The organism is Pseudorhodoplanes sp. (assembly GCF_046289595.1).
Classification (GTDB): domain Bacteria; phylum Pseudomonadota; class Alphaproteobacteria; order Rhizobiales; family Xanthobacteraceae; genus Pseudorhodoplanes.
Genome location: NZ_JBKBVB010000001.1, coordinates 112,557 through 125,221 on the forward strand (window position 1 = coordinate 112,557; position 12,665 = coordinate 125,221).

A 12,665-nucleotide genomic window follows, 5' to 3' on the forward strand; every position below is an offset into this window, starting at 1 on the left:
GCTAAAGCAAGCTTTGTGCGCTTGGGTTCGCCATTATAATCCTCTGCTTGGTCTCAGCTTCGTAGGCGGCCAGAAACTCTGGATCAATTTTTCGCAGGCGTTCACGATCGACCTTCCCGGTCCTCATCATATAGCTATACGCGAATTCTAGCGGCGTAAGGTGCTGACGGGTGTCCGCAGACTCGTACCAAAGAATGCTTTTCATGGCAGCATCCTGAAAACCATTCGCTACCGGCCGTCGGGCGTTTTCGAAGGCGACAAGGCCAGCGGCGAAATCCCCACCGCAGGAATTTATAGCTTGGGCAAGCGCGGTCGCGTCTTCGAAAGCCATGCGTGTTCCAGAGCCAATAGAGGGATGCACAGTCTTTAGGGCATCGCCGATCAAAACCACCTTTCCCGAAAACCACCGTTTAGAAGTGACGAAGCTCGGATTGAACCAGACAGAGCGATTCGAAATCAGCTCCTCACCGTCGAGATATGCTTCGAAAATTTGACCGCAAAAGCGCCGACTCTCATCGTCGGTTTTAGTATCGAGACCGGCTCGCTGCCAGGTATCGGGATGGCACTCAATCACAAATGTGCCGAAATCTGGCGCGTAGCGATAGCTGTGCGCAATGAAAATGCCATAGGGTGTTTGTTCAAATATAAGTTCTACCGTATCGAAGCGATGCCGCGTGCCGTACCATGCCCATTTGTTGATTCGCGGCTCTACCACGGCCTGAAAATCGGTCTGAAGGGCGTTACGAACTGCGCTGTTAACACCATCCGCGCCTACGATGAGATCGTAGTCCGCAAGCGCATCAAGACGCTCGATACGTTTCGTATATTCAATCGTTACGCCCTGCGACTGGGCATGCGCTTGCATAATGTTGAGTAGCCGAACCCGCGGAATGCCAAGAAAGACGTTGCCGCGGATGGGGACGGCCGTGCCGCGGTGATAGAGCGTGATTGTGTCTTGTCGCTCGGCGGTCGCGAGCAGATCGCAGTGCAGGCCTTCGTCAATGCCCCTCAAGAAATCGAGCGCGACGTCGGCTAAAACGATGCCGAATCCATAGGTCGCATCCGGCGGGTTTTGTTCGTAAACGTGAACTTGGTAGGCTGGGTTTTCGCGCGCAACCAACTTTGCAAATAGAAGACCTGCGGGGCCACCGCCTACTACCGCGATCCTGGCACCAAATGTCATCCTCTACGAGCCTCCAGCGCTGCTGATTGCATGGCTTCTTCATCTGCGAGTTTCTTCGCAATGTCGGCGCGCATTGCGGCCTTATCAACCTTGCCGACACGCGTGACCGGAAAGGCAGATATACTTTCAACGCGCTCCGGCAATTTGTATTTCGCAAGTCCCGCTTCGAGCAAAAATACTCCTAGAGTTTTTACATCGGGAGCGGTGTGTCCTGGCTTTGGAACAACGTATGCACAAACCTTTTCGCCGTAGATCCGGTCTGGCATCGCCACAACCCGCGCGTCCAGAATATCGGGATGCCCAGCTATCAGACCTTCGAGTTCCTCGGCGCCGATTTTCTCGCCGCCACGGTTGATGTTGTCCTTTATTCGGCCCTCAAAAGAATAGTGCGTTTGCTCACCCACCTTGAAGGCACGCATGAGATCGCCGGTTCGGAAAAATCCATCCGAGGTGAAGCACGCCTCATTTGCCTTCGGGTCGTTGTAGTAGCCCACCAGCGTACTGGGGCCACGGAACGTTAGTTCACCGACGTCACCTAGTGCGACCTCTTCCTCAGTAGTAGGCTTGAGCAGCCTGATCTCGTCGCCAGCTGCCACGGGGCGACCACAGCCGCGGTGCCGCGCGTCAGCAGGATCGCTGGGCCCGCACGCGGTCAGCAGCCCTTCGGTGATGCCGAACATATTGCCCGACACAATGCCGGTATGAGCTTCCAGGGCGTCGGCGCGGGACAGCGTGAAAAACTGGCGTAGCGAAGACAAATCGAAGTCGCGGACACGAGGATGCTCAATAAGCCGCGGCGCGACGGGGCCGATACTGCCGGTAAAGGTCACACGGTGCGCTGGAATAGCCGCGAGGAATTTCTCTACATCAAAGTTGCTGAGAATCACATTAGTGCGCCGCGTTACAGTCGTCGGAATTACTGTGAACAACATTCCAGCATTGTGGATTAGCGGCAAGGCCCACATTCCGATGTCGTTTTCGTCCAGCTCGTAGGCTTGGGCGAGCGCCAGAGCCGAACCAAGATATTCGGAGTGAAAGCGGGGGATGATCTTCGGTAGTCCGGTGGATCCTCCTGAGAGCTGGAACAAGATTACGTCATCGGGAGAGGGATCATACGGGCGGACCTTTTCCCTTGCGATCTTGCCGTCATACTTGATAGCGAGTTCCTCTAACGAACAAGCATTTTGGGCCTGGCCCCGCGTAATGATGAGGTGTTGGACTTGCGGTAGGGCGTCCTTCATCGAGCGCGCAAATGCGATCTGGTCGAAGCTTGGCGAAACGTCTCCTTGAACGAAATATGCCGTGGCACCAGCGCTCGCGCCGAGCGATTTAATTTCGATTTCGCGGTATTGCGGCAATGTGCAAAGTGGCACAATGCCAGCCTTGAAGCAGCCAAACAGCGCAACGAAGATTTCCTTGACGGAGCCGATCTGAAAAATCGCGCGGGCGCCCGGCAGAAGGCCGCCCTCGATGAGGCCTGCGGCCAGCGATTCAGATAACGTATCGAGGTCGGCGAAGGTGTAGGTGCCATCTTCTGCTATGACCGCAGGCTTGTTAGGGACAACAGATGCGGCTTCGCGCAGGGACTCCCCCGCTGTCATTGGCAGCCAAGCCCCACTTTCGAGATGCCGGCGTTTATCCTCGGCCGAGCGATAAGATACGCCCGGAATGGGGAATCGCGGTTGTATTGGCCTCACTCGCGCTCGTCCTTTCAAGACAACTGAAATAAGCTCTGAGCTCCGACACCTGTTGCTTCCGGTGACATTTGAGAACGGTCTTTATTGACAAATAAGACAAAACTTAGACACATATGTCAATGCTCTTTGACGCCCCATGAGTTTCGGCCGCTCCCGCAGCTCCGATGGCGGCGAGATCGTTAAATCGAAGCTCTCCTATGAAATCTTCTTTTCGGATCGGGCAGATCGTACCCAGTTCTAACGTCCAAGGAGACCGAAATCCCGTTGACGTTGCGGGCGCGCGAGAGCATTCGTCCGGAGCGATTTACGTTTCATTCTAGTCGCATGCGAATGAAGATCGTGGTCAGAGAGGAACTCGCTGCAATGGATGCCGAGTCCGATCTCTGCGCCGCTCTGGCCCTGGCCGGGATGGGCGACACGAAACCGAAGCCATCCGCGACCGGCATGGAGGCCCCGGAAAGTCCGGTCGATCTGCCGCCCGGCGTCGACCCTTCCGGCGGCATCTTCGATTGCTGATTGTCGAACGCATAGAGGCTCGCGCCGCCCGAATTACCGATCAAGATGATACGCTTAGATCGCGTCCTTCAGGAGGTAGATCCCGGCTGCCACGTCCAGCAGCGCGATCTCGTGTTCGAGCCGCATGTCGTTGCCGACCGATCGCGCTGTCTGAGTGAAGACCGCATAGCCGGCCGAGACATCGTGTCCCCGCCTTTGGAGTTCGTGCTCAGCTGGCGCGCAACCATTCACATTTCTTTATGGTAATCTGCTTCCAGGTCAGGACAGATCTTCGCATCCACTACAAATACGCCTTGAGCTCCGTCTCTTACCCAATCTTCCAGCGGGGCTAGATCGGATACCTTGCGGACTTCAATAGCACGCGCCCCGAACCCCCGTGCAATCTCCGCTATGTTGGTACCCGCGAATTGCACCATGTCCACCTTGAGATTTTCGCGCCGAAAGCGATGCACTTCGGCGCCAAACGCCTCATCATCATAAACAAGAATACACATGTTTAAGCGAAGCCGTACCGCGGTCTCGAAATCCGCCAATGACATAAAGAAGCCGCCATCACCGGTACCAAGGACCGTTAGTCGTTCTGGACGCGAGGCTGCAAGGCCAATAGCTGATCCAATGCCGAGCCCCACTGACTGGAATGAAAAACTCATGCAGGAGGCGCGCGCATCAGGCACGCGAAGATAGCGTGGTACCCAGCCCATAAAATGTCCGGCGTCGCATGCGACTAAGCGGTCGTCCGGCAGAATACGATCGACGGCAATGCTTACAGTGCGAGGATCGATGAATGTGTCGGTTGATTCGTCGTCGTAGGCCTCATTTTGAGGCAGACTTGCGGTAACCTGCGCACGTAGAGCGTCGCTGCGCCACTTAGCTGATCCGCTTTGGCGCAATTTTAGCGCCTTTATGATCGCGTCTGCTGTTAACGCCGCGTCACCTTGAACGCCGTGATGCACCTGGCGCTGCATGCCGAGACGGCCGGCATCGATGTCGATCTGTGCCACGACCGCTTGTGGACCGATTAACTTCCCGAACTTTGTGGTCCATTGGGTAAACGTGGCGCCAAAACCAAGAAAGAGGTCACCCTCTGCCAAAAGCGCCGCTGCGGACTGCGTGGAAAACCCACCGCAAATACCAACCGACCATGGATTGCCGTTGAAAAATCCGTTTGCGCAAACGGTTGTCGCCATGAGCGCTCCTGTTTCTTCACCCAGCTGCGTCAATTGCTCCTCTGCACCAGAAATCACCGCCCCACGTCCGGCAAGAATTACCGGGCGCTTGGCTCTTAAGATGTCATCGACAAGCGTCTCGATCGCTTTTTCTGACGGTACAATTCGAGCCACCAACGGCGTCACATACGGCGCGGCGACATTCCCAATGAGCAGTTCCTCCTGCATGTCGATCGGTAGGCTGAGCACAACCGTTTGGCGGTCACGCATGACGCGCGTGACTGCACGCATAGTGTCGTTGAGAGCGGTGCGGGATGAATGGATGCGTTCCGCTACCGCTCCAACTGAGCGAGCCATCCCGGCCTGATCGAAATAGAAATTGGACGTGACGCCCCCGACAGGCGCATCGCCCGCAAGCACCAATAACGGAGTGCCGCTCTTGGCTGCCTCAGCGATACCGGTCAGTGCATTGGTAAGGCCGGGGCCGGAATGCACACTGAGGAGAGTCAGTTCGCCAGTGGACTTAGCGTAGGCATCGGCCATGACTGCCGCATTGCCTTCATGCCGCGCGGCAACATACCCCACGCCAGACTCGATTAGTGCGTGGGTTACTTTAAAGTTCGCAGTGCCGATGACGCCGAAACAACGTCGCGCCCCTAAGTCTGCGAGCATCTTTCCAATGCGCCCGGCCACTGTCTGCGACTGATCCATCCGCCACCCCCGCTTGCAAGCAACTCACGCCGAACCTGAAATTACTCTGCGGCGGCCCGCACCGGCAAACGCCCAGACAGGAGCCTTCCAGCGTTTGGTACCACCGGCTCAAGGTGTAGTTCCTCAAGCATCCGGAAGGTCGTACAGATTGCTGCAGACACTACGGGAAGTCCCAGCCGGTTTTCCACCACCTGCACGGCCTTCAAAGATGGCATTTGAACGCAAGCGGACAATACGATCACGTCGGCGTTGGCGATAGTTAATCGGTCCGCCAGCCCTACGAGATTTTCGGGCTCATGCTCTGCGACGGCAAGGTTGTCTGGGATTTCGAGCGAAATCGAGTCGATTACTTCGATGCCCTCCGCTTCGATATAGTCAATGACGAGTTTGGTCAGGGGCTTCATGTAAGGGGCGATCACCGCAATTTTTCGCGCCCCCAGACGTTGCAGCCCGTCGATCAGCGCCCCGGCGCTTGTTACAACCGGAGCCGGCGCATTGTTGGCCAGCGTGCATTCGTGCAACCGTCGGGCAGACTGCCGGTGATAGCCGTGGCCCATGCTCATGATGGCGACAAGGCAGGCGTAACCAAGGACATCTACACGCGCATCGCTCAATTCGAGCGCGCAGCGATCGGACTCTCCGTCCATTGCGGCGAGCTCTTCCCTCGTCACCTTTTTCATGCGCATGCGACTTGAGTGAAAGGTGAAATGCTCAGGCCGAACGCTTTCTCGCGAACGCATGAGGGCGGGGATTTCTGTTTCCATCGTTACGTTTGAACTCGGCACTATTTGACCGATCCGAAATAACTTCTTCACTCTGACACCCTCCCTGACTGCGACGAAAAATCACGTCGTAGGGCCGATTGACATTATTGTCAGGTTTCTGTCTTATTAGTCAATAAACGATTGTCAACGGAGTGGGAATAAAACTCCGGGCAACGCAACGGGCGCCAGGCCCCTTCGGGAGGAACGCATGAAATCTCGCCGCATCGTGTTGATGGGGGCCGCAAGCCTCGGTCTGGCTTGGGCTATGCCTGCATTCGGACAAACATATCCAAATCGGCCTATAAAGTGGATGGTTGGCTATCCGGCTGGTGGTGCTTCAGATTTTCTCGCACGTGTTCTGGCCACAAAAATGGGTCCGGATCTTGCTCAGCCGTTAGTAATTGAGAACAAGCCTGGGGCAGCTGGTATCATCTCAATGGATGCGACCGCGAAATCCGATCCGGATGGATACACGATCGCGAATACGGGAAATGGAGAATTTGTTTTCAATCTTGGTCTTTACAAGAAGCTTCCTTATGACGCTGACAAGGATTTTGCCTTGGTCGGTACGATAGCGAAAGTTCCGATGGTTTTGATCGTGCAACCGTCGATGCCCGTAAAGAATCTAAAAGAGCTAATCAGTCTCGCGAAAAAAGACCCTGGTAAACTCAATTACGGATCGGGTGGCATTGGGCATCCGGTACAAATGGGCATGGAAATGCTGAAGCACCGCGCGGGAATTGACCTCACGCCGGTGGCATATCGCGGAATGGCGCCTGCAGTTCAGGACTTTCTCGCGGGATCAACCTCGTTAATGTTTGTGGATCTCGCCGCAGGCCTCGGCATCATTCGCGACGGAAAAGCGCGACCGATCGCTGTTTCAACAAGGGAACGCTTGCCCGCTCTACCTGACGTCCCCACTATTGAGGAAAGTGGCATTCCAGACTTCGATGTTTTCGCGTGGCAGGGGATGATTGTTCCGGCGAAGACGCCCACGGCGTCGGTTGAAAGGCTGCGCAAGTCGCTTAATACCGCCCTTCAGGATGCGGAGATCGTCAAGCGCTTTAATGAAGCTGGCATGCAACCGATGATCAGCACACCGGCTGAATTCGCAACCCTAATACAAAACGATCGCAAGTTGTGGCTACCGCTTATCAAGTCTCTGAACCTGTCGCTCGAGTGACAATCGCAGCAGGCGCCGCTGATGTTACGAAAGCCACGTCTGCAAGCGGGTTAATTCGAACGAGCCGTGCCCCGGCTCAGCGCACCGGCGGAGGGTTGACTCCTTGCAACAGAGGCGTGATGCGGCGCACGGTGCCCGCCGGTTGGTGCGCTCCGATCCATCGGTCTGGACCTTCAGCTGCTGCTCTCCATAGCCCTGTGACGTAAGATTCTGTGACTGAATTTTAAACGCATCCGTCAGGATGACGGCGACTGGGCGGATTCAACCGACCGTCGCAACACCTTTATTGTACTGGCCGATCAGGAACTGATCCAGAACCTCGGCGGGTGTCTTCCATCCAAGTGTTTTGCGGGGCCTCGTATTCATCGCGTGGGCGACAGCATCCAGTTCTGCAGCGCTATGCCTGCTGAGGTCTGTGCCTTTCGGGAAGTACTGTCGTAGCAAGCCGTTAGTATTTTCGTTCGAGCCACGTTGCCAAGGGCTTTGCGGATCGCAGAAGTAGATCTGCAGCCCAGCATCAATACGCAAGCGCGCGTGTTGTGCCATTTCCGCCCCTTGGTCCCAGGTCAGCGATCTACGCAACCGCCCGGGAAGTTCGCCCATTGATTGGATATGCGAATACGTGTCCTTGCCGATGTGGGCCATAAGGATCCTGGAGGGGCCATTTTCACGCAGCTTCCACCAGCGGTCTGGAAACTTACCGTGATCATAGGGGGGCACCATGATTCGGTGCAGCCGTTTCCATTCGGCGCTTGCACGAGAGATACGCCGAAGGCGAGTTCTTTTTCGAAAAAGGCGATTCGCTGCGTATTTCGCAAAAACGGGACAGCGATTTCGCTAATTGACGGACATGCGTTTCGCTAAATCGCGGACAGCATTGCGGCGCTGGCTTTTGGTTGCCTGGTGAACTCAACTTGGATTCGTTTCGCTGTTTTCGGCGCTGGTCAAGGGGGATGCTGCTTTTTTCCTTCGCATGCTGTCGCCTTCGAGAGCGACACGGTGGGCATTGTGGATGATCCGGTCGAGGATGGCGTCGGCGATGGTGGGTTCACCGATCATGTCGTGCCATTGAGCAACCGGCAGCTGGGCGGTAATCAGGGTCGATTTGCGCCGGTAGCGTTCTTCGAAGATTTCCAGGAGATCGAGGCGTTGCTGGTCGTTGAGCGTGTGGGTGCCCCAATCATCGAGGATGAGCAATTGGACCCGCGCGAGCTTGTCAATGAGGCGCGGGAAGCGACCATCGAGACGCGCCATGGCGAGGTCTTCGAACAGGCGCGGCATCCGCAAATAGAGGACGGAATGATCGAGCCTGGCGGCCTGGCGACCGAAGGCACAAGCGAGCCAGGTTTTCCCCGTCCCGGTCTGGCCGGTGACGATCAGGTTTTCGTGGGCTTTCAGCCAGGCGCCTTGGGCCAGCTGAAGGGTATTGCGCCGATCGAGCCCACGCCGGGCGGCGAAGTCAATGTCTTCGATGCAAGCATCGACGAAGCGCAGTTTGGCTGCGGCCAGGCGATTGGTCAGGCGCTTGTCGGCGCGCGTCGAGATTTCGCGATCCAGCATGAGCCCCAGCCATTCGTCACGGCTGAGACCGGCAGCGTCGTCCTGCTCGGCGAGTTGCCGGTAGGCCGCCGCCATTCCGGCAAGGCCGAGCGCCTGCATCTGATCGAGGGTCGGGTGGGTCAGCATACTGGTCCTTTCCTTCATTGATAATATTCGCCACCACGGATGTTGGCGTGTGAGGGCGTGGCTTTGATGGGTTCGGCAGCCGGACTCGCCCGGTCGAGCCCGGATTTGAGGATGGCGCTCACCGAGGAGTAGCTGATCGCGTTGATAACGAGCGCTCTCTCACAGGCCGCTTCCAGCCGATCGCGCTCGTAGCGCCGCGCCAGCGCGATGATCCCCATGGCAGAGCGATAACCCTGCTCGGGATGCGGACGCTCACGCATCATCCGCTCGACCAGGGTGGCAGCGTTGATACCGATCCGGGCCGCCATCCTGATCAGCCCCGCCGGCGTCATATTGGCGTAACGCTGATGAGCCTTGGGCATGTGCTCGTTCACCGTGACATGGCCGCTGCGCTGGGAGCGGCGGACGTGGCTGGCGACCCGCACGTGATCCTGGAAGATCTCGACAGCCCGATAGGTGAGCCGGACGTCCACCCGACGCCCGATCAGCCGATGCGGCACCGAGTAAAAGGTCTTGTCGACTTCGACGTGATAATCAGGATGTACCTTGGCCGTTTTCCATTCGGCATATTCGAACGGCTCGCTGGGCAGCGGCGCCAGGGCAGTGCGCTCGATCTCCTCGAACAGCTGCCGGCGGGATTTCCCGACATGACGCATCGGTCGGTTATTCAAATCCTCGAGCAAACCGCCGATCGCAGCATTGAGGTCCGTCAGGCTGAAGAACCGCCGGTGGCGCAGCCGGGCCAGGATCCAGCGCTCGACAATCAGCACCGCGCCCTCAACCTTGCCCTTGTCCCGCGGCTTGCGGCTGCGGGTCGGCAAAATCGTCGTGTCGTAGTGCTCGGCCATGGCGGCAAAGGTTTGGTTGAGCGTCGGCTCGAACCACAAGGCCTTGACGACCCCGGCCTTCAGATTGTCGCAGACGATCGCTTTGGGAACCCCGCCGAAGTACGACAAGGCTCGGGTCTGGCCTTCGATCCAGTCCGGCAGTCGCTGACCGAAGCTCGCCATGGCGAAGGTCAGCGACGAGGCCCCGAGCACCGCGACAAAAATCTGGGCCGCACGGATCTCGCCGGTTCGCGGATCGATCACCTCAACCGTCTGGCCGGCATAATCGGTCTGCATCACCGCTCCCGCCGCGTGGCGGTGGCGGAAGCTCGGATTGGCCCGACGCTGGTAGGCCGCAAATTTCTCGCAGAACCAGGTGTAACCGTAGCCGTCGGGATGGGCCGTCCGGTATTCCTGCCACAGCAGCGTCAGCGTCACGCCCTTGCGCTTCAGCTCCTGTGCCACCCGGGGCCATTCAGGCTCGCTCAGGTCCTGCGGCGGCCGCCCGACCCGCCGGAACAGGGCCTGCTGCAACGCCGCGTCGCTGTCGTAAATGGGCGGCAGCGGCCACCTCAGGCCGGCTTCGCGGGCCCGCAACAGGTAGGTGGCAACCGAGGTCTTGCTGAGCTGCAGCCGTTCCGAGATCGCCCGCACCGATAGGCCGTGCTCGAACGTAAGCCTCAGGATCGATCGTAGGTCCTTCACAGTGGTCCGTTTCGCTTGCTTCCGTCTCGGCATTGCCCCTCTCAAACTCAGCTTGAGAGAAGACATTGGCCTGAACGGCGCTCCCGAAAACCAACCCCCGCAAACTGTCCGCGAATTAGCGGAATCCCTGTCCTGGAATTACTGAAATCGCTGTCCGCGAATTACCGAAAACCCTGTCCGGGAATTTCCGAAACACGCAATTCGCCACACGGTGAGCGGCCGGATATGCCGACACGTCGCCGAAGACAGATCTGTTTTTGTGCCACCCGATGCCGGACCCCGGCCTATATTCCGTCACGAGAACTTGCTGGAAGCTGCCCGGCGCATTTCCCGCGAATGCTTCTGCTCGCGCGCCGAGGCCGCCTAGAAACTCCGGCATGTCCTGCGTCTTGCTGAGTCTGCCCCCGTTGAAATCGTACCGCCAGCCGAAAGACGCGGCCCGGCGCTTGCCAAGGAAACCTTGGAACTCGAGCTCTTTAAAAGCGAGTCCTTCCATTTGGCGCAGAAGCGCACGGCGGGCACTCGTCTTCTTCCGGGTGCTGGATTTCGCGGGTTCTGGCCCCGTTCGCCTCGACCCGCACGAAATAGACGACTTTCGATCACGGAGCCTCTCGCGCAGCAAGTCAAAGCCTCCAAATTCAGAGAATGTTTGCTGCCAGTTCCTCTCCCTCCGCCAGTCCTATCGTGCCGAACGCTCTCCACCGCCTCACGAGTCCGCGAAAATCCCCAATAACCACGGGCCTTGGTGGGAAATACTCCGCACTGCGAAACGCCAGCTGACGTCCGAAGTTCTCTCCCTAGACCCATCTCTCTCCAAGCCTCCCGACTTCGCGGATTTGGTACGGTTCTCGTAAGCGGCTGATGTTGAGTTATTTTTCGTGATGCCGACCTCCCCACTTTGCAGGGACGTCGCGAGGAGCGGAAGCAGCTGGAAACGAAAACGGACTTTGATAGCTCGTAGGTTTTTGGTTCTCTCGGGTATGGAGCGTCCCCGTCGGCGAAGCCGCGGAAGGTGCGCGACACGCAAGGCAAGGTCGCGACCTTGCTCAAACTCCAATGACGTCGTGGAAAGTCATCTCCGCGACCTCTTAGATCGTCATCTCGACGAGCTTCAATGAGACCGCGCGTCAGGTTCTCGATCGTGTCGCCCTGGATCGAGATACTTCAATGAGGTCGCGGCTCTGCGCTATAAGCGCGCATGCTTCTGGCAGCTTCAATGAGGCCGCGGCGTCGCAACGCCGCGGAAGACTGGGAGCGGATGAAGCCGCCGTTCCGGCGCGGCGCGGCTTCAATGAGGCCGCGGCGTCGCAACGCCGCGGATCGCGAGTTGGGCGCGACTTGGGCAAATCAGGTCAGCCGCTTCAATGAGGCCGCGGCGTCGCAACGCCGCGGATGATTTTTTCAACACATGTTATGCGCTTGACACATTAGACGCTTCAATGAGGCCGCGGCGTCGCAACGCCGCGGATGACCTACATCCCTACCGCTGAAATCATCACCGGTCTCCGCGCTTCAATGAGGCCGCGGCGTCGCAACGCCGCGGATGGGCTAGTAGGGTACTGAAAGGCCATCCGGAAGCTCCCGCTTCAATGAGGCCGCGGCGTCGCAACGCCGCGGATCCCACCTTGATGAATAGACCGGACTGAATGCCGTAAACGCTTCAATGAGGCCGCGGCGTCGCAACGCCGCGGATGTCAGCCAGCGCGGTGGGGGCCGGGTCCGGATTTGCGGTTACGGTCTGCGCGCTTCAATGAGGCCGCGGCGTCGCAACGCCGCGGATGTCGGCGACTGGATCGTGTACAACGGCACAGTTTGGGAGCTTCAATGAGGCCGCGGCGTCGCAACGCCGCGGATGATCTGAGTGACATGGCAGTGTCTCTTGCAGCTGAGGCGCTTCAATGAGGCCGCGGCGTCGCAACGCCGCGGATGCTCCTGTTGGCAGAATTAGCGATGTCGGGTTGTGGGGCTTCAATGAGGCCGCGGCGTCGCAACGCCGCGGATCCTATGAGTACCGCGAGGTCTCAGCTGTGGCTTGAAGCTTCAATGAGGCCGCGGCGTCGCAACGCCGCGGATGGCGCTGATCGCGGCAAGCTCGTTCTGTGCCTGCTTGCGGCTTCAATGAGGCCGCGGCGTCGCAACGCCGCGGATGCGCCGAATAGCTCTGATCGCCGGTAGCGGCGTAAAACTTTGCTTCAATGAGGCCGCGGCGTCGCAACGCCGCGGATGT

General features: G+C 58.2%; 7 protein-coding genes, 2 pseudogenes and 1 CRISPR repeat array. Of the genes and pseudogenes, 2 read left to right on the forward strand and 7 right to left on the reverse strand.

Going from position 1 to position 12,665, the window contains the following annotated elements; genetic code table 11:
* Position 1: 1 nt before the first annotated feature.
* Both ACK41X_RS00645 and ACK41X_RS00650 read right to left on the reverse strand, forming a co-directional pair.
* Positions 2 to 1,183 (reverse strand): FAD-dependent monooxygenase, encoded by a 1,182-nt coding sequence (locus ACK41X_RS00645; RefSeq protein WP_409717905.1) that lies wholly within the window; start codon positions 1,181 to 1,183, stop codon positions 2 to 4.
* Complete coding sequence (locus tag ACK41X_RS00650; RefSeq protein ID WP_409717908.1) at positions 1,180 to 2,784, reverse strand: AMP-binding protein; 1,605 nt, start codon at positions 2,782 to 2,784, stop codon at positions 1,180 to 1,182. Before ACK41X_RS00650 ends, ACK41X_RS00645 begins: the two co-directional genes overlap by 4 nt.
* 293 nt (positions 2,785 to 3,077) lie before the next feature.
* On the opposite strand from ACK41X_RS00650, the pseudogene ACK41X_RS00655 reads away from it, so the two are divergent.
* A pseudogene (locus ACK41X_RS00655) lies at positions 3,078 to 3,270 on the forward strand (Asp/Glu racemase); the annotation flags it as partial.
* A 353-nt stretch (positions 3,271 to 3,623) separates the two neighbouring features.
* Here the strand turns inward: ACK41X_RS00655 and ACK41X_RS00660 are convergent.
* Together ACK41X_RS00660 and ACK41X_RS00665 are read right to left on the reverse strand one after the other, a co-directional pair.
* Positions 3,624 to 5,273, reverse strand: coding sequence for a thiamine pyrophosphate-binding protein (locus ACK41X_RS00660; RefSeq protein WP_409717911.1), 1,650 nt, complete (start codon positions 5,271 to 5,273; stop codon positions 3,624 to 3,626).
* Between the two features lie 41 nt (positions 5,274 to 5,314).
* Complete coding sequence (locus tag ACK41X_RS00665) at positions 5,315 to 6,088, reverse strand: Asp/Glu racemase (protein ID WP_409717914.1); 774 nt, start codon at positions 6,086 to 6,088, stop codon at positions 5,315 to 5,317.
* Between the two features lie 157 nt (positions 6,089 to 6,245).
* On the opposite strand from ACK41X_RS00665, the gene ACK41X_RS00670 reads away from it, so the two are divergent.
* The gene (locus ACK41X_RS00670; RefSeq protein WP_409717917.1) at positions 6,246 to 7,220 is read left to right on the forward strand and encodes a Bug family tripartite tricarboxylate transporter substrate binding protein; all 975 of its coding nucleotides are present in this window, start codon (positions 6,246 to 6,248) and stop codon (positions 7,218 to 7,220) included.
* Positions 7,221 to 7,481: 261 nt separating this feature from the next.
* Here ACK41X_RS00670 and ACK41X_RS00675 read toward each other — a convergent pair.
* The 3 genes and pseudogenes from ACK41X_RS00675 to istA all read right to left on the reverse strand — a co-directional run.
* Positions 7,482 to 7,832 (reverse strand): annotated as a pseudogene (locus tag ACK41X_RS00675) (IS30 family transposase); the annotation flags it as partial.
* 297 nt (positions 7,833 to 8,129) lie between these two features.
* The gene (istB, locus tag ACK41X_RS00680) at positions 8,130 to 8,906 is read right to left on the reverse strand and encodes an IS21-like element helper ATPase IstB (protein WP_409717920.1); all 777 of its coding nucleotides are present in this window, start codon (positions 8,904 to 8,906) and stop codon (positions 8,130 to 8,132) included.
* 14 nt (positions 8,907 to 8,920) lie between these two features.
* Entirely contained in the window at positions 8,921 to 10,471 is a 1,551-nt protein-coding gene (istA, locus tag ACK41X_RS00685; protein WP_409717932.1) for an IS21 family transposase, read from the reverse strand.
* A 1,177-nt stretch (positions 10,472 to 11,648) separates the two neighbouring features.
* A CRISPR array of direct repeats spans positions 11,649 to 12,664; the repeat unit is 37 nt; unit sequence GCTTCAATGAGGCCGCGGCGTCGCAACGCCGCGGATG.
* Position 12,665: the final 1 nt, after the last annotated feature.

Excerpts from the sequence above, each read along its gene's own strand:
- ACK41X_RS00645 (WP_409717905.1), bottom strand. The coding sequence starts at position 1,183 with ATGACATTTGGTGCCAGGATCGCGGTAGTAGGCGGTGGCCCCGCAGGT.
- ACK41X_RS00650 (WP_409717908.1), bottom strand. The coding sequence starts at position 2,784 with ATGACAGCGGGGGAGTCCCTGCGCGAAGCCGCATCTGTTGTCCCTAAC.
- ACK41X_RS00660 (WP_409717911.1), bottom strand. The coding sequence starts at position 5,273 with ATGGATCAGTCGCAGACAGTGGCCGGGCGCATTGGAAAGATGCTCGCA.
- ACK41X_RS00670 (WP_409717917.1), top strand. The coding sequence starts at position 6,246 with ATGAAATCTCGCCGCATCGTGTTGATGGGGGCCGCAAGCCTCGGTCTG.
- istB (WP_409717920.1), bottom strand. The coding sequence starts at position 8,906 with ATGCTGACCCACCCGACCCTCGATCAGATGCAGGCGCTCGGCCTTGCC.
- istA (WP_409717932.1), bottom strand. The coding sequence starts at position 10,471 with ATGCCGAGACGGAAGCAAGCGAAACGGACCACTGTGAAGGACCTACGA.